The organism is Porphyrobacter sp. SLTP, from assembly GCF_009905735.1.
In the GTDB taxonomy this organism is placed as follows: Bacteria; Pseudomonadota; Alphaproteobacteria; order Sphingomonadales; family Sphingomonadaceae; genus Erythrobacter.
The window spans coordinates 186,096-201,566 of record NZ_JAAALE010000002.1; the positions used below are offsets into that span (position 1 = coordinate 186,096).

16 protein-coding genes are annotated in these 15,471 nt (G+C 66.0%); 10 read left to right on the forward strand and 6 right to left on the reverse strand.

Annotated features, from left to right (window positions below):
- Positions 1 to 10: 10 nt before the first annotated feature.
- Together astD and GVM20_RS02255 are read right to left on the reverse strand one after the other, a co-directional pair.
- A complete protein-coding gene (astD, locus tag GVM20_RS02250; protein WP_353653090.1) occupies positions 11 to 1,423 on the reverse strand; it encodes a succinylglutamate-semialdehyde dehydrogenase in 1,413 nt (470 codons plus the stop codon).
- Between the two features lie 99 nt (positions 1,424 to 1,522).
- The gene (locus GVM20_RS02255) at positions 1,523 to 2,944 is read right to left on the reverse strand and encodes a protein adenylyltransferase SelO family protein (protein ID WP_166545678.1); all 1,422 of its coding nucleotides are present in this window, start codon (positions 2,942 to 2,944) and stop codon (positions 1,523 to 1,525) included.
- Positions 2,945 to 3,017: 73 nt separating this feature from the next.
- Between GVM20_RS02255 and GVM20_RS02260 the strand changes: the two genes are divergently transcribed.
- The 5 genes from GVM20_RS02260 to GVM20_RS02280 all read left to right on the forward strand — a co-directional run bounded on the left by GVM20_RS02260 (position 3,018) and on the right by GVM20_RS02280 (position 8,943).
- Entirely contained in the window at positions 3,018 to 3,884 is an 867-nt protein-coding gene (locus GVM20_RS02260; protein WP_166545679.1) for an alpha/beta fold hydrolase, read from the forward strand.
- Positions 3,881 to 5,020, forward strand: coding sequence for a glycosyltransferase (locus tag GVM20_RS02265; RefSeq protein ID WP_166545680.1), 1,140 nt, complete (start codon positions 3,881 to 3,883; stop codon positions 5,018 to 5,020). The genes GVM20_RS02260 and GVM20_RS02265 overlap by 4 nt, the downstream gene beginning before the upstream one ends.
- 177 nt (positions 5,021 to 5,197) lie before the next feature.
- On the forward strand, positions 5,198 to 5,998 hold the full coding sequence (locus GVM20_RS02270) for a tetratricopeptide repeat protein (RefSeq protein ID WP_166545681.1): 801 nt from the start codon (positions 5,198 to 5,200) through the stop codon (positions 5,996 to 5,998).
- A 34-nt stretch (positions 5,999 to 6,032) separates the two neighbouring features.
- The gene (locus tag GVM20_RS02275; RefSeq protein ID WP_166545682.1) at positions 6,033 to 7,370 is read left to right on the forward strand and encodes a PQQ-like beta-propeller repeat protein; all 1,338 of its coding nucleotides are present in this window, start codon (positions 6,033 to 6,035) and stop codon (positions 7,368 to 7,370) included.
- A 148-nt stretch (positions 7,371 to 7,518) separates the two neighbouring features.
- The gene (locus GVM20_RS02280; protein ID WP_166545683.1) at positions 7,519 to 8,943 is read left to right on the forward strand and encodes a methyltransferase family protein; all 1,425 of its coding nucleotides are present in this window, start codon (positions 7,519 to 7,521) and stop codon (positions 8,941 to 8,943) included.
- Between the two features lie 2 nt (positions 8,944 to 8,945).
- Here the strand turns inward: GVM20_RS02280 and GVM20_RS02285 are convergent, their stop codons facing one another.
- The 3 genes from GVM20_RS02285 to GVM20_RS02295 form a co-directional block, all read right to left on the reverse strand.
- Positions 8,946 to 9,248, reverse strand: a complete 303-nt coding sequence (locus tag GVM20_RS02285) for a putative quinol monooxygenase (protein ID WP_166545684.1) — start codon at positions 9,246 to 9,248, stop codon at positions 8,946 to 8,948.
- Between the two features lie 14 nt (positions 9,249 to 9,262).
- The gene (locus tag GVM20_RS02290) at positions 9,263 to 10,633 is read right to left on the reverse strand and encodes a glutamate--cysteine ligase (RefSeq protein ID WP_166545685.1); all 1,371 of its coding nucleotides are present in this window, start codon (positions 10,631 to 10,633) and stop codon (positions 9,263 to 9,265) included.
- Between the two features lie 122 nt (positions 10,634 to 10,755).
- Positions 10,756 to 11,499, reverse strand: coding sequence for a 16S rRNA (uracil(1498)-N(3))-methyltransferase (locus tag GVM20_RS02295; protein WP_166545686.1), 744 nt, complete (start codon positions 11,497 to 11,499; stop codon positions 10,756 to 10,758).
- Between the two features lie 39 nt (positions 11,500 to 11,538).
- On the opposite strand from GVM20_RS02295, the gene GVM20_RS02300 reads away from it, so the two are divergent.
- From GVM20_RS02300 to GVM20_RS02310, 3 genes are read left to right on the forward strand one after another with little or no spacing between them, the layout of a single operon-like run.
- Entirely contained in the window at positions 11,539 to 11,922 is a 384-nt protein-coding gene (locus GVM20_RS02300; RefSeq protein ID WP_166545687.1) for a hypothetical protein, read from the forward strand.
- A complete protein-coding gene (gene ubiA / locus GVM20_RS02305) occupies positions 11,919 to 12,851 on the forward strand; it encodes a 4-hydroxybenzoate octaprenyltransferase (RefSeq protein ID WP_166545688.1) in 933 nt (310 codons plus the stop codon). The genes GVM20_RS02300 and ubiA overlap by 4 nt, the downstream gene beginning before the upstream one ends.
- 7 nt (positions 12,852 to 12,858) lie before the next feature.
- Complete coding sequence (locus tag GVM20_RS02310; RefSeq protein ID WP_166545689.1) at positions 12,859 to 13,488, forward strand: SOS response-associated peptidase; 630 nt, start codon at positions 12,859 to 12,861, stop codon at positions 13,486 to 13,488.
- Here the strand turns inward: GVM20_RS02310 and GVM20_RS02315 are convergent.
- Positions 13,485 to 13,856 (reverse strand): VOC family protein, encoded by a 372-nt coding sequence (locus GVM20_RS02315; RefSeq protein WP_166545808.1) that lies wholly within the window; start codon positions 13,854 to 13,856, stop codon positions 13,485 to 13,487. The genes GVM20_RS02310 and GVM20_RS02315 overlap by 4 nt on opposite strands.
- A gap of 117 nt (positions 13,857 to 13,973) precedes the next feature.
- Between GVM20_RS02315 and soxR the strand changes: the two genes are divergently transcribed.
- Together soxR and GVM20_RS02325 are read left to right on the forward strand one after the other, a co-directional pair.
- The gene (gene soxR / locus GVM20_RS02320) at positions 13,974 to 14,426 is read left to right on the forward strand and encodes a redox-sensitive transcriptional activator SoxR (RefSeq protein WP_166545690.1); all 453 of its coding nucleotides are present in this window, start codon (positions 13,974 to 13,976) and stop codon (positions 14,424 to 14,426) included.
- Positions 14,427 to 14,570: 144 nt separating this feature from the next.
- On the forward strand, positions 14,571 to 15,461 hold the full coding sequence (locus GVM20_RS02325; RefSeq protein ID WP_166545691.1) for an ABC transporter ATP-binding protein: 891 nt from the start codon (positions 14,571 to 14,573) through the stop codon (positions 15,459 to 15,461).
- Positions 15,462 to 15,471: the final 10 nt, after the last annotated feature.

Genomic DNA, 15,471 nt, shown 5'->3' on the forward strand with positions numbered 1-15,471 from the left:
GGCCGAAGGATCAGGGACGCAGGCCAACCATGATCGTGGCGCGCGGCTGGTCCATTTCGGTGCTGGCGACCGGATAGGCGCAGTAATCGGCGGCGTAATAGGCCGCGGGGCGGTGATTGCCCGACAGGCCGATCCCGCCAAACGGGGCCTTGGACGACGCGCCGTTGGTGGGCGAATTCCAGTTGATGATCCCGGCGCGGATATTGGCCCAGAACCGCCCATAATCCTCCGGACTGCCACCGATCAGCGAGGCTGACAGGCCAAAGCGGGTGTTGTTCGCCTCGGCAATCGCCGTGTCGAAATCGGGGACGCGGATCACTTGCAGCAGGGGGCCGAACAGCTCGATATCGGGCCGGTCGGGAATGTCGGTGACATCAATGATGCCGGGGCTGAGGAATGGCAGATCGGGGACGCTGCGGCGCATATGCAGCAGCGCGCGGCCCCCGGCGGTGATCAGCGCGACGAAGCTTTCGGACAGGCGATCGGCGGTCTCGTTATCGATCACCGGCCCCATGAAGGGCTGGGGTTCCCCCATCGGGTCGCCCACCATCAGCTTGCGCGCCATCGGCACGAGTTCAGCCATCAGATCGTCGTAGATGCTCTCTTTCACGATCAAGCGGCGCGCGGCGGTGCAGCGCTGCCCGGCGCTGGTGAAAGCGCTCTGGAGGATCACCGCCGCGGCATCGGCCAGCTTGGGTGTATCGATCACCACGATCGGATTGTTGCCGCCCATTTCCAGCGCGACGATCTTGCCCGGATTGCTGGCGAGCTTGCGGTTGATCGCGATCCCGGCCTGGGCTGATCCGGTGAACAGCACCCCGTCGATCCCCGGATGGGCGACCAGCGCCTTGCCTTCCTCCGGCCCGCCGATGACGAGCTGGATCACGTCTTCGGGCACGCCCGCACGGTGAAAGGCGGCGACGAGCGCCTCGCCCACAGCCGGGGTCTTTTCCGAAGGCTTGAACAGCACGGCGTTGCCCGCGATCAGCGCCGGGACGATGTGGCCATTGGGCAGGTGCGCAGGGAAGTTATAAGGGCCGAGCACCGCCATCACCCCATGCGGCTTGTGCCGGACGGCGGCGCTGCCATTGATCCCGGAATCGAACTTCTTCTTCCCGGTGCGTTCGGCATAGGCCTGCACCGCGATATCGACCTTGTTCACCACCGCGTCGACTTCGCTGCGGGCTTCCCACAGCGGCTTGCCCGCTTCGCGCGCGATCAGGGTGGCGAGCTCTTCGTTGTCGCGCTTCACGATGTTGGAGAAGGTGCGCATCACCGTGATCCGGTCGGTCAGCGCGCGGCCAGCCCAGGCGGCCCAGGCGCGGCGCGCGGTGCTGACCGCCGCATCGACATCGCTGATCGGCCCACGCCATAATTCTTCACCGCTGGCCGGTTCGGTGGAGATAAGGATATTGTCGGTCACTTTGCCGTCCATTGTGCCGCAATCCGCCTGATTGGTTTGCCCCCGCAGTCACCTTGCGCCCTATCGCGGCTGGGGCTGAAAAGATAGGGGCGGCGCTGGCTATCCATGACCGGCAGGGATCGGCGCCGCGCCGTGGGCAGCGCCCATGCGGCGTAGCGCGGCGACTTTGGCGGTGAGCGGCGCCCAGTCATCATTCTCGGCGATGGCCGCCCAGATCGCCTCGACCTCGTCGATCAGCATGGATTGCGGGGCGGGGTCGCTCCAGTATGGGTGGCTTGCTTCGACGGGCTGGTAGCTCGCCAGCACGTCGGCCACGGCCCCCGTCGCCGGCCCGCGCCCGCCGCGATGTTCGAAGAAGAAGGCATCGGGCTGCGCCTTGCTGTCGCGCATCGCCGCTTCGCAGGCGGCGACCAATTGCGTGTCAGCTTCAAGCCCCTGCGGCACAACGCCGAGCCGCCAGCACCACCGCCGCGCCACCGCCGCCATATAGAGCGGCCCGAAGCGTTCGAGCGCGGCGACCAGCGGCGCAGTCTCGGCATGGAGCCGCAGCGCGACCGCCAGCTGGCCGCAGTTCCAATGCAGTGCCTCGGGCTGGCGACCGAAGGAATACAGGCCCGCGTGGTCGAAATAGGCGGCGGTGAAGTCCGGCTCCCATTCGGGCAGCCAGCGCCATGGGCCATAGTCGAAGCTCTCGCCCGTCACGTTCATGTTATCGGTGTTGAGCACGCCGTGGACGAAACCTGCGACCATGTAGCTCGCGGCGAGATCGGCCATGCGTTCTACGACCGCGTGCATCAGCCGGATCGCGGGTTCATCGCGCGCGGGCGCATCCTCGGGCGGGGGCGGGCAGGGGAAGTGGGTGAGGCAGTAGTCGATCAGCGCCGCCATCTCGTCCGCCTGCTCCAGCGCCAGCAGCCGCTGGAAGGTGCCGATGCGGATGTGCGAATGCGACAGGCGCACCAGCACGGCGGAGCGGGTGGGCGAAGGCTCGTCGCCCCGCCACAGCCGCTCGCCCGTTTCGATCACGCTGAAGGTCCTGGAGGTATGGACGCCGAGCGCCTCCAGCATCTCGGTCGCCAAGATCTCGCGCACCGCGCCTTTCAGCGTCAGCCGCCCATCGCCTGCGCGGCTCCACGGGGTGGTGCCCGAACCCTTGGTGCCGAGGTCCATCAACCGGCCCCGATCATCGCGCAGTTGCGCAAACAGGAACCCGCGCCCGTCGCCGATCTCGGGATTGTATACCCGGAACTGGTGCCCATGATAGCGCAGCGCCAGCGGGTGGGGGAGGTTGTCCGGCAAGGGCTGGAAGCGCCCGAAATGCGCCGCCCAGTCCGCGTCCGAAAGGCCCGCCAGCCCGACGCTCGCCGCCGCGCGGTCATTGCGCCAGCGCAGCCGCGTCTCCGGGAAGTCGGCGGGCGCCACCGCGTCCCCCAGCCAGTCCGCCAGAGCCAGAATCGCAGGTTCGCCACGATAGGCCGCAGACGGGTGATTTTCAGGCGGGTGTTGCACAGGCTCGCTCATCCCGCGATAGTGGGGACAAGCGTAGCGCAGCGCAAGGCGCGCGCCACTTGGACCAAAGGGAATATCGCCGGTCATGGCCGCCACATACGAAGATCGCTTCTGGACCAGCAGCGATGGGTTGAACCTGCATTACCGCAACTATCCCGGCCCCGCGGATAGCACCCTGTGCCCGGTGCTGTGTATGCACGGCCTCACCCGCAACGCCCGCGATTTTGCCGGGCTCGCCGAGGTGCTGTCGGCCACTCGCCGGGTGATCGTGACCGAGATGCGCGGGCGCGGGGAAAGCGACTACGCGCCGGATTCGGACACCTATTCGCCCGTCACCTATGTCGCGGATGTGGAAAAGCTGCTGGCCGAGCAGGGCATCACCCGTTTCGTGGCGATCGGCACCTCGATGGGCGGGTTGATGACGATGCTGATGGCGCATGGCGCGCCCGGCCGGATGGCGGCGGTGGTGATGAATGACATCGGCCCGGTGGTGGATGCCGAAGGGCTGGCGCGCATTTCGGGCTATGTCGGGCAGGGCCGCAGCTATCCCACCTGGGTTCACGCGGCCCGCGGACTTGCCGAGGCGCACGGCGCGGCCTTCCCCGATTATGGCATCGACCAGTGGCTCGAAATGGCCAAGCGGACGATGGTGGTGACCCAGAACGGACGGATCAGCTTCGACTACGACATGGCGATTGCCGAACCCTTCGCCAAACCGGGCAATGCGGCGCCGGCCAACCTGTGGCTCGCCTTTGAAGCCTTGCGCGATGTGCCGATGCTGCTGGTGCGCGGCGGACTGTCCGATCTGCTCAGCGCCGACACAGTCACGCAGATGGGTGTGCGCAATCCGGCGATGCGGACGATCACTGTCCCGCGGGTCGGCCATGCCCCGACGCTGGACGAGCCCGAGGTGCGCGCCGCGATCCTCGATCTGCTGGACGGGGTGGAGTGAGCCAGACCTCCGGGGGTGTTCCCCGGATCCTGCACCTCCATTCGACCTTCAGCGCCGGCGGCAAGGAAGTGCGCTGCGCCCGGCTGATGAACGCGTGGGGGCCGCGTCTCCACCACACCATCATCTCCGCCGAGCCGCAGGCGATGGCCGCCGCCGCGCTGATCGATGCGGGCGTGCCGGTGGATTATCCGCAGGGCTTCCCCTCGCTGAAAGGCAAGCCCACCCCCGCGCGGCTGGCGCGTCTGGCGCGGGCGATGCAGGGGTTCGACCTTATCTGCACTTATAACTGGGGCGCGATGGATGCGGTGATGGCGCACCGGGTGTTTGCCCGGAGCCTCAAATTGCCACCGCTGGTGCATCACGAGGACGGCTTCAACGAGGACGAGGCCGAGCGGCTCAAACCCACGCGCAATCTCTATCGCCGCGTCGCGCTGGGCGGGGCGGCGGCCGTGATCGTGCCTTCGACAGGGCTTGAGGCCACTGCGCGGGAGGTGTGGGGTCAGCCCGCACGGCGGGTCCACCGTATCGCCAACGGGATCGATACTACTGCCTTCGCCGCCGTGCCCGATCCCGCTGCGCTCCCCATGCCCAAACCCGAAGGCCAGCACTGGGTCGGCACGCTCGCGGGTCTGCGCCCGGTCAAACAGCTCCCCGCGCTGGTCGAGGCCTGCGCCGCGCTCCCGTCCGAATGGCATCTGGTGATCTGCGGGGAGGGGCCGGAGCGGGCCGCGATCCTTGCCGCTGCCGCGCGTCACGGCATGGCGGACCGCCTGCACCTCCCCGGCGCGGTCGATCCAGCGCGGGTTGTGGGCCTGTTCGATATCTTCGCGCTGTCTTCCGCGTCCGAGCAATCCCCGCTTTCGGTGGTCGAGGCCATGGCGGCGGGGCTGCCCGTGGCCGCGCCCGATGTCGGCGATATTGCCGCGATCCTCGCCGAGCCGAACCGCGCCTTCATCACCCGGCCGCAGGACACGCCCGCTCTCGCCGCCGCACTGGAGCATCTGGCGGGCGACGCAGCCCTGCGCGCAAGCCTGGGTGCCGCCAATCAGGCCCGCGCACGGGCCGAGTTCGACCTTGCCACCATGCTCTCGCGCTACACCGCCGTCTATGCCAGTGCGATGAGCCGCGAATTTTGAAGCTGGGGCGCTTCATCCCCCGTTCAATTCGCGTGAGCCATTGCCCGCGTCGCCCTGCTGCTACCCCAAGGCCTACCCCCAAGGCCTACCATTGCGTGCAGGGCCTCACCTGCCTAAAGAGCGCGCTTCCGGCCGCCACGCGCGGCGCATGACACAGATCAGGATTACGAGGCCCCCATGGCGCGCACGCCTACCACGACCCCGGCCCCCGCCACCCCCTCGCACGAGGACGAAGTGCTGATCCGCGAGATCGACGAGGCTGTGCGCGAAGATGCGCTGTTCACCTTCATGCGCGATCACGGGATCAAGGTGCTGGGCGTGATCCTGCTCGGGCTGGCCGGTCTGGGCGGCTATCTGATCTGGGATCATTACGCCGAAAAGGCGCTGGAGGAGCAGTCCGAAACGCTGATCTCCGCGCTCGATTATATGGACAGGCGCGATTTCAAGACCGCGTCCGAAAAGGTCGCTCCGCTGCTGGCTGATGATGCGTCACCCGCTGCACGGGCCGCAGCGCGGTTCCTGCAAGCGGCTGCGGCGCTGGAAGAAGGCAATAACGACAAGGCGACCGGCCTGTTCAAGGAAATCGCTGCCGACGCCGAAGCGCCCCCGGCGCTGCGCGATCTGGCCCGCGTGCGCGATGTCAGCCTCAACTTTGATCGGATGAAGCCGGCAGATGTGATCGCCCAGCTCTCGCCGCTCGCCAAGCCGGGCAGCGCCTATTTCGGCTCGGCCGCCGAATTGGTGGCGATGGCCCATCTCGAAGCGGGCAACCGGGCCGAGGCGGGCAAGTTGTTCGCCGCGATCGCCAAGGATGAAGACCTGCCCGAAACACTGCGCAGCCGTGCGCGCCAGATGGCGGGCCTGATGGGCGTGGATGCGATTGTCGATGTGAAGAAGCTGCTCAAGGACGAAGGGGTCACGGACGACGCACCCGAAGCTCCCGAGGCGAACGCCGGGAACACGGCTGCGGCCGAATAAAGCTCGAAGTTTAGGACGGACGGGAATGACGGATATGAAATTTGCACGCGCTGCCCTGCTGGCTGGCCTTGCCGCCGCAAGCCTGACCGGCTGCAAGGGCGGGCTGTTCGGCGGCGGGGACGAAAAGACCACGCCGACGATTGGCAACCGTATGCCGATCCTCTCGCGGATCGAAAGCGGGGCCGAGGTCGATCCGGCGCTGGCCGGAATTTCTGTCGTCCTGCCGCCGCAGCGCACCAACCCCGAATGGGGTCAGACCGGCGGCGCGGCGAGCAAGTCCTACGGCCATCTCGCTCTGTCGGAGAATCCCACCAAGGTGTGGACCGCCAGCGTTGCAGGCTCGACCAACCGGATGCGCCTGGCCTCGGCCCCCGTCGTGGGCAGCGGCAAGCTGTTCGCCGAGGGCACGGACGGCGTGATTGTGGCCTTCGACAAGGCCACCGGCGCCAAGCTGTGGACCCGCGGCGAAGATGACATGACCAAGGATCAGGCGCCTTCCGCCTTCGGCGGCGGGGTCAGCTACGAAGCGGGCAAGATCTACGCCACCAATGGTGTGGGCGATGTGAAGGCCGTCAACGCCGAGACCGGCGAAGTGATCTGGAAGGTCAAGCCCGCAGGCCCGATGCGCGGCTCGCCGACGATTGCTTTCGGCCAGCTGTTCGTGATGACGCAGGACAACCAGATCATCTCGCTCAACATCAACGATGGATCGCTGATGTGGGACGAATCGGGTTCGAACACGCAGTCGGGCGTGTTCGGCGTGGCCGCGCCTGCCGCGGGGCAGGGGACGATCGTCGCTGGCTATTCGAGCGGGGAGCTGTCGGCTTATCGCTACGAAAACGGCCGCACCCTGTGGTCGGACGCCTTGGCGCGCACCAATATCTCGACCACGGTCGGCTCGATCACCGATATCGACGCCGATCCGATCATCGATTCCGGCCGGGTTTATGCGCTTGGGCAGGGCGGTCGCATGGCGGCCTATGAACTGGTCACCGGCCAGCGCATCTGGGAACTCAATCTGGCAGGCATTTCCACCCCGGCGATTGCGGGCGAGTGGATTTTCACCCTGACCGATGACGCGCGTCTGCTCGCCATTGCCCGGTCTTCGGGTCGGGTGCGCTGGATCACGCAGTTGCAGCGCTACAAGGACGAAGAGGACAAGAAGGGCCCGATCTTCTGGACCGGCCCGGTGCTGGCAGGCGGTCACCTGTGGGTCGCAAGCTCGCGCGGCGAGATGTGGAAGATCAGCGCGGGCGAAGGCTCGGCCTCCCTGTTTGCCGATATCGGCCAACCGGTCAGCCTGCCGCCGCTGGTGGCTGACGGAATGCTCTACCTGATGGACGACGCTGGCACGATCCACGCCTGGAAGTAGGTGCCTACAGGGGTTTTTCGGCTGCGGGGCATTTGCAACTGGTTGACCCCTGTTTGACCCACCTTTGGTCGCGGCATACCCCTTTTTGACCCGGATTCGGGCGCGTTTTGCCGAGCTGTTAACCAATAGGCTGTAGGACAGAGCGGTCATGACTGCGCCGTTCTCGCCCACTCCAACATTGCGCACCGCGCCGCCGCTGCGCCGCCCCGAAAGCGACGTGTCGACCGGTGTGGGCTTCGCCGGGCTGGCGGGGCTGTTTGTTTGGATTGCCTTCTGCCGATCCTACCCCGAGATCGCTGGCGTGCTGGGTCTGGGCGGCGGATTGTCGGGAGAGCGGGGCGTGCTCTCCGGCCCTTACGCCGCGCTCGCCGCGATGCTGTTCACGGCCGCGCCGATGGCCCTGTGGTCGGTGCTGATCGACAAGGTCCACCTGCGCCCCTCAACCGGGATCGACTGGAGCCTCAAGCGCCCCATCGCCGAAGTGCTGCCGGTTTCCGTGGTGAAGCTGTGCGGCTTGTGGGCGACATGGGCGCTGCTCGCGGCGTTCTATGCTCTGGCGCGGTGGTACTGGAGCGGGAGTTATCTGTTCGCGATGGAGGTGCTGACCATCGCCATCCTGCCGCTCGTCATCCTTTCCGTTCCCTACGTCATCTGGATCGACCGCTATCTGGTGGAGCCGCGCGATGCGACCTTCCAGTTCGGTGCTTTCGTACTCGGCGGCGGAGTGATCGGGCGCGAGCAATGGGACGGCGGCACCATCGCCAAGCACTGGCGGGCGTGGGCGATCAAGGGCTTTTTCGGCGCCTTCATGATCTCGATCCTGCCGCCCGGCTTTGCTCAGATTGTCGAGAGCAGTCCGGCGCAACTGATTGCCAATCCGGTCGAATTCGTGATGCTGCTGGTCACGCTGCTGTTCGTGATCGACGTCCAGATCGGCACCGTCGGATATCTGCTAACCCTGCGCCCGCTCGATTCCCACATCCGGTCCGGCAACCCATTCCTTGCGGGCTGGCTGGCGGCGCTGCTGTGCTATCCACCCTTCGTGTGGGGGATCATCGGGCCGAACGATCAGATCCTGAGCTATGAATTCGGCACCCCGGGCTGGGCGCACTGGTTTGCCGGGAATGACGCGCTGCTGTGGGCGTGGGGCGGCGTTCTGCTGGTGCTGACAGGCATTTACGCCTGGGCCACGGTCGTGTTCGGCATCCGCTTTTCGAACCTCACCTATCGCGGCGTGCTGACCCACGGGCCGTATCGCTTCACCCGCCACCCGGCCTATCTGTCGAAGAACCTGTTCTGGTGGGCCTCGGTTCTGCCGTTCCTGGTGACCAACGGGTCGCTGGCGGACGCGATCCGCAATTCGGTGTTCCTGCTGGTCGTGAACGGCATCTACTACTGGCGCGCCCGGACTGAAGAGGCGCACCTCATCGCCGAAGACCCCAAATACCGGGACTATCACGCATGGATGGAACAGCACGGCCTGATCACCGCGCCGCTCGCGCGTCTGAAGCGGATGCTCACCGGTGGCCCCGCACCTCGCCGTGAAGAGACGCATCCCTTCCCGGCGGAGTAGGGTTACATCACCGGCGCGCCTTCATCGGTGTGGAACTTGAGCGCTTCGACCACCTGAAAATCGAGCCCGCTGATCGCCGCGCCGAAGGCCGCCATATGCGGGGTCGCGAAATGCGCGGCCAGAGCGGCATCGTCCTGCCACTTTTCGACAATGTGCAGCACCGAAGGGTCAAGCACGTCCTGCGTGAAGGCATAGGCGATGCACCCGGCTTCGGCATTGGAGGCAGCGACCATATCGGCAATCGCCGCCCGCGCCGGTTCCATTGCGCCTTCACCCACCTTGGCCTTGGCCAGCACGATCAGCATAGTGTCACTCTCCCTCAGAACGATTGTTCATAGACGCGGGAGATGTCCCCGTTCCACTCGCCATTATAGGCATCGAGCAGGCGCTGGGCGGGCACCTTGCCGCTGGCGACGATCTCGTCGAGTGTTTCGAGGTAGCCCGTCTCGTTGTCGCCGCTGGCATTGAGGCGCGCGCGGGCCTTCAGCCCTGAATGCGCGATCTTGAGCACTTCGCGCCCAAGGTCCTGCAAGGTGCCGCCGTCCGGCGAGCGGGTCGCAAGGGCAAGGCGCGGCACTTCATTGCGGAGCCGTTCGCGCTCCTCCATCGTCCAGCCCTTGACCAGATCCCACGCTGCATCGAGCGCGCCCTGATCATACAGCAGCCCGACCCAGAAGGCGGGCAGCGCGCAAATGCGGCTCCACGGCCCGCCGTCAGCGCCGCGCATTTCGAGGAAGCTTTTCAGACGCACTTCCGGGAAGGCAGTCGAAAGGTGGTCCCACCAGTCGCTCTGCGTCGGGCGCTCGCCGGGGAGCACGGACAGCTTGCCATCGAGGAAATCGCGAAAGCTCAGCCCCGCAGCGTCGATATATTTGCCGTCGCGGAACACGAAATACATCGGCACATCGAGCATATACCGCGCCCAGCGTTCGTAACCGAAGCCCTCCTCGAACACGAAGGGCAGCATCCCGGTGCGGTGCGGATCGGTGTCTGACCAGATGTGCGAGCGATAGGACAGGAAGCCGTTGGGCTTGCCCTCGGTGAAGGGCGAATTGGCGAACAGCGCGGTCGCCAGCGGTTGCAGCGCGAGGCCGACGCGGAACTTCTTCACCATGTCGGCTTCGGACTGGTAATCGAGGTTCACCTGGATCGTGCAGGTGCGCAGCATCATGTCGAGGCCCATCGTGCCGACCCGCGGCATGTGGCGCAGCATGATGTCGTAGCGGCCCTTGGGCATGATCGGCAGCTCGGCGCGGGTCTTGTCGGGCCACATACCAAGGCCGAGATAGCCGACACCGCATTTCTCGCCGACTTCCTTGACCTGCGCCAGGTGCCGCCCGGTTTCCGCGCAGGTCTGGTGCAGGTTTTCAAGCGGCGCACCCGACAGCTCCAGCTGACCTGCCGGTTCAAGGCTGACCGCACCGTCCTCGCCCTTCAAGGCGATGACGTTGCCGCCTTCCTCAACGGGTTCCCAACCGAACTTCTCAAGCCCGCCCAACAGGTCGCGGATGCCGCAAGGCTCGTCATAGGACGGCGCGCGCTTGTCCGAATGCTTGTAGACCAGCTTTTCGTGCTCGGTGCCGATGCGCCAGCGCTCGGGCGGCTTTTCGCCCTTCAGCATCGGTGTGACGAGTTGGTCGAGGCTTTCGATCACCGGATCGTCGGCAGTGGAAGCTTCGCGTGTGCTCATGGAATGAGGCCCTCTCTGGCCGGTTGCTTTAGAAAACTGGTTTGCCGGTGGGAAGGCAAATTCGCGTTTGGCGCGGTGAAGCCGAATTGTCTTGCCGTAAAGTGAGGCGCGCGCGGGCGGTGCTACCAATCCCCGGCGGTGGCCATCCATGCTGCGAGCGCGGCGATGGCGGCGGTCTCGCCCCGCAGGATGCGCGGGCCGAGGGTGATGGGGCGTGCGGCGGGGTGCGCGCGGATCGCGGCGCGCTCGGCCTCGTCGAACCCGCCTTCAGGGCCGGTGAGGATGGCGGCGGGGCCGGTATGACCGGCGAAGGCTGCGGCGGCAGGCGCGCCGCCGTTCTCGTCGGCAAAAAACAGCGCGCGGCCGTTCGGCCAATCGGCGAGTAGAGCGTCGAGCTTCACCGGATCGGCCAGTTCGGGCAGCGCTGTCCGGGCGCATTGTTCGGCCGCTTCGGTGGTGATCGTGCGGGCACGCTCAAGGTTGAGTTTGTCAGCGACGCAGCGCCGGGTCACGAGCGGCTGGATACGCGCGGCGCCCAGTTCCGTCGCCTTTTCGAGGATGAGGTCGAAGCGGTCCTTCTTCAGCAGGGCGGGGCAGAGCCACAGATCAGGCACGGCCTCGCGTTCGCGTAGCCGCTCGGCCACTTCGAGCAGCACATCGCGCTTGCCCGCATCCGCCACGCGCGCGGCCCATTCCCCGGTCATGTCGTCGCACAGGATAACGGCATCGCCGGGTGCAACCCGCATGACGCGGGCGAGGTAATGCGCCGGGTTGCCCTCGATCCGCACAGCCGCGCCCGCCGCCAGAGGTCCGGCGACAAACAGGCGCGGGGCGCTTTTCGGAGGGCAGGCGGGGGTTGCAGGCATGACTTTGCACTAGGCGCACGGAGCGCTAGGGAGCAAGCCATGTCCGCGCGCACATCACAATTCCTGATCGCCGCCGTGTTTCTGACGCTGGGCGGTTGGGCGCTGTTTGCACCGGCCAGCGTGATCAACCTCGCCGTGACCGAAGCCTATCGCGACAGCACCTTCCTCACCCGTTTCACTATGGCCTGCTTCGGCGCGCAAGCGGTGTTGTTTGGGCTCATGACGCTGGTGACCCGTTGGAGCGCCCGCAGCTTTGCCGTCTTCGCCGTGTTGCTGCTGCCGTTCTTTGGCTTCAACTACTGGTTTCATTACGAGGTGCCGGTGCTGACCAGCATCGGGATGCTCGACTTTGCGGGGAACGTGACGATGCTGGTGCTGGCAATCATCGGTTGGCGTGCTGCCAAGGCCGAGGCATCGGCATGACCGATCAGGTCGTCCCTGACAGCGAACACCGCGGAATCGTCGCCCGCCTGCCGCAACTGCCGCGTGATCTGGCGTTGTTGGCGCGGTTTGATCGTCCGATTGGGTGGTGGCTGCTGTTCTGGCCTTGCGTGTTCGGGGTGTGGCTGGCGGGGGCCAAGGCAGATGCCGGTATACTGGGAGGTGCGCAGCCGGTACTGCTCGGCTGGCTGTTGCTCGGCAGCATCGCCATGCGCGGCGCGGGCTGCGTCTATAACGACATCGTCGATGCCGATCTCGACGCGCAGGTCGCGCGGACGGCCTTGCGCCCGGTGGCGAGCGGGCGGGTATCGAGGAAGCTCGCCTGGTTCTGGCTGCTGGCGCTGTGCCTCGTTGGCCTTGTCGTGCTGCTGCAATTGCGCTGGGAGGCGCAATTGGTCGCGCTCGGCAGCCTTGCTCTCGTCGCCGCCTATCCCTTCATGAAGCGCATCACCTGGTGGCCGCAGGCGTGGCTGGGGATGGTGTTCAACTGGGGGCTGCTGGTCGGTTGGACCGAGCTGAGGTTCGACAATTGGCCGGCGCTGGCGGCGGTCTATGCCGGGTGTATTGCGTGGGTGATCGGTTACGACACGATCTATGCCCTGCAAGACCGCGAGGATGACGCGATGGTCGGCATCCGCTCGTCCGCGCTGGCGATGGGGTCACGGGTCACGGGCGGCATTGCGGGGTTCTATGCGGGCGCTGTGGGTCTGTGGGGGCTGGGGTTCTGGCTCTATCGTCCCGATCCGCTGGTGCTGCTGGCGCTGGTGCCGGTGGCGGGGCATCTCGCTTGGCAGGTGGCGACGCTCGACGCGGATGATCCCGAGAACCCGCTCGCCCGGTTCCGATCGAACCGCTGGGCCGGGGCGCTGATGGCGGCGGCGTGCTTTGTGGTCGGCAACGCGGGCGCCTGATCGCGCGATGTGCAACCTCTATCGCATGACCAAGCCTGTCAGCGAGGTTGCCGCATGGTTCGATGCGATCGAGGCAGGCGAGGGCGCGAATTTTGCCGAGGAAGTCTATCCCGGCTATCCGGGCCTCGTCGTGGCGGACGGCGCGGTCAGACCGATGACCTGGGGCTTCCCGCTGGTGCTCAAGGGTGCCAAGGGCCAGCCCTTGAAGCCCAAGCCGGTCAACAATGCCCGCACCGACAAGCTCGGCACCTTTTTCTGGCGGCACGCTTTCGAAGAGCGCCGCTGCCTCATCCCGCTCACTGCATGGGCCGAGGCGGAGGGCGCCAAGGGCCGAATGACGCGCACATGGTTGTCACTTCCCGATGTCCCGCTCTTCGCCGCTGCCGGGGTGTGGCGGCAGAGCGAGGAGTGGGGCGCGTGCTATTCGATGGTGATGACGGACAGCGAAGGCTCAGGCGCCGCCGCCGTCCACACCCGGATGCCGGTGCTGCTTGCTCCGGACGATCAGGCAATGTGGACGGGCGGTACCCCGGACGAGGCGCTGGCGCTGTGCCGGGCGTGGGAGGGGCCGCTGGTGATCGAGCGGACGTCTGATCCGTGGGTCAGGGGTGCGGCCCATCAACCGGGGCTGCTTTAGGTGTAGCTCACCATTTCGAATTCGATCCCGTCCCAGTCGAAGAAATAGAACCTGCGGCCGGGCTCATAATCGGCGTGGTTGAAGGGTTCGAGCCCGGCGGCCTTGACCACCGCTTCGGCCGCGTCGAGGTCGTCGACCACCAGCCCGACATGGTTCAGCGGCCTCCCCTTCGCGAAGCGATCGACCGCAGCGCCTTTGGTATAGACGGCAATATAATCGCGCTCCCCGCCGACATGGATCGTCTCGCCGCCCAACTGCGACGGGCCGCTCCAGCGATCGTGCCAGCCCATCAGATCGCGCAGCAGGGCGGCGCTGCGTTCAATGTCGCTGACGGTGATGTTGATGTGTTCGAGATAGCCTTTGGGCATCGTGGGTCCTTTCATTCATGTCATTCAAACACCCGCGGGCCGCGGGCGAATCAATCACCTTGCCCAGTCTGCAATCTCAACCTAACTTGAGGTCAAGCTCTATCGGAAAGCTACACAATGACCGCCCGCCTCAAGCCATCCGACCTTCTCTCCATCGGCGAGATCGCGCGCCGCACGGGGCTGTCTGTCTCGGCAATCCGATTCTACGAGGACAAGCGCCTGATCGAGCCGGTGCGCAGCGGCGGCAACCAGCGGCGCTTCCTGCGATCCGACATCCGGCGGTTGAGCTTCATCCTCATCGCGCAGCGGCTGGGCCTGTCGCTGACCGAGATCGAGGCGGAATTGGCCAAGCTGCCCCAAGGCCGCACGCCGACCGCCAGCGACTGGGAAGCGATCAGCGCTGCGATCCGCGCGCGATTGGATGTACGCATCGCGGAACTCACCCGCACCCGCGACCGGCTGGATGGATGCATCGGCTGCGGCTGCCTCAGCCTGACGCACTGCGCGATCTGGAACCCCGAGGATCGGCTTGGCGCAGAAGGGCCGGGCGCGCGCAAACTGCTCGATTGACGAGCGCCGACACACTCCGGGCGGTCAATGGCGTCCGACGAACGGCAATCGCGTCGATCAATCGCGCAGCGCGCTCCACCAACATGACTGTTTTGGCGGCAGCTAGGTGCTATTAAAGTATTGGGCCAAAATCAGGGGACTAAAATGCTCGAACTCAGCAACGTCAGCCACGTCTATCCCAATGGTACGCGCGCATTGGATGATGTGTCGCTGACAATCCCCAAGGGGATGTTCGGGCTGCTCGGCCCCAATGGTGCGGGCAAATCGACCCTGATGCGCACCATCGCGACGCTCCAGGCGCCCACCCAAGGCAGCATCCGCTTTGGCGATATCGACGTGCTGGCGGAGCCTGACCGGCTGCGCCGCACGCTCGGCTACCTTCCGCAGGATTTCGGCGTTTATCCGCGCGTTTCGGCCTATCAGATGCTCGATCACATGGCGGTGCTCAAAGGCGTGAACAACGCAGGCGAGCGTAAGGCGATGGTCGAGCACCTGCTCAACCAGACCAACCTCTGGAACGTGCGTGGCAAGGCGATTGCGGGCTTTTCGGGCGGGATGCGTCAGCGCTTCGGCATCGCGCAGGCGCTGATCGGCGAGCCGGAGCTGATCATCGTCGATGAGCCCACCGCGGGCCTCGACCCCGAAGAACGCAACCGCTTCCTCAACCTCCTCGCCGGGATTGGCGAGAATGTGGTGGTGATCCTGTCCACCCACATCGTCGACGATGTCGCCGATCTCTGCCCGCGCATGGCGGTGCTGGCGGGCGGCAAGCTGCGGCTGGAAGGCGCGCCGCATGATCTGATTGCACGCACGCAAGGAAGGGTGTGGCAGAAAACCGTGCCGCATACGCAGCTTGCCGAGATGCAGGCGCAATACGAGGTCATCTCCCACCGCTTCTTTGCCGGTGACATCATCGTCCATGTTCTGTCCGACACCCAGCCCGAAGGCTTTGCGCCCGTCAGCGGCGGGCTGGAAGACGTGTACTTCGCCACTCTGGCCGAAACCCGTCGCACTCCCGCCGCGCAAGCTGCATAAGGGGCACTGG

Excerpts from the sequence above, each read along its gene's own strand:
- GVM20_RS02255 (WP_166545678.1), bottom strand. The coding sequence starts at position 2,944 with ATGAGCGAGCCTGTGCAACACCCGCCTGAAAATCACCCGTCTGCGGCC.
- GVM20_RS02260 (WP_166545679.1), top strand. The coding sequence starts at position 3,018 with ATGGCCGCCACATACGAAGATCGCTTCTGGACCAGCAGCGATGGGTTG.
- GVM20_RS02270 (WP_166545681.1), top strand. The coding sequence starts at position 5,198 with ATGGCGCGCACGCCTACCACGACCCCGGCCCCCGCCACCCCCTCGCAC.
- GVM20_RS02275 (WP_166545682.1), top strand. The coding sequence starts at position 6,033 with ATGAAATTTGCACGCGCTGCCCTGCTGGCTGGCCTTGCCGCCGCAAGC.
- GVM20_RS02280 (WP_166545683.1), top strand. The coding sequence starts at position 7,519 with ATGACTGCGCCGTTCTCGCCCACTCCAACATTGCGCACCGCGCCGCCG.
- GVM20_RS02285 (WP_166545684.1), bottom strand. The coding sequence starts at position 9,248 with ATGCTGATCGTGCTGGCCAAGGCCAAGGTGGGTGAAGGCGCAATGGAA.
- GVM20_RS02290 (WP_166545685.1), bottom strand. The coding sequence starts at position 10,633 with ATGAGCACACGCGAAGCTTCCACTGCCGACGATCCGGTGATCGAAAGC.
- GVM20_RS02295 (WP_166545686.1), bottom strand. The coding sequence starts at position 11,499 with ATGCCTGCAACCCCCGCCTGCCCTCCGAAAAGCGCCCCGCGCCTGTTT.
- GVM20_RS02300 (WP_166545687.1), top strand. The coding sequence starts at position 11,539 with ATGTCCGCGCGCACATCACAATTCCTGATCGCCGCCGTGTTTCTGACG.
- ubiA (WP_166545688.1), top strand. The coding sequence starts at position 11,919 with ATGACCGATCAGGTCGTCCCTGACAGCGAACACCGCGGAATCGTCGCC.
- GVM20_RS02310 (WP_166545689.1), top strand. The coding sequence starts at position 12,859 with ATGTGCAACCTCTATCGCATGACCAAGCCTGTCAGCGAGGTTGCCGCA.
- GVM20_RS02315 (WP_166545808.1), bottom strand. The coding sequence starts at position 13,856 with ATGCCCAAAGGCTATCTCGAACACATCAACATCACCGTCAGCGACATT.
- soxR (WP_166545690.1), top strand. The coding sequence starts at position 13,974 with ATGACCGCCCGCCTCAAGCCATCCGACCTTCTCTCCATCGGCGAGATC.
- GVM20_RS02325 (WP_166545691.1), top strand. The coding sequence starts at position 14,571 with ATGCTCGAACTCAGCAACGTCAGCCACGTCTATCCCAATGGTACGCGC.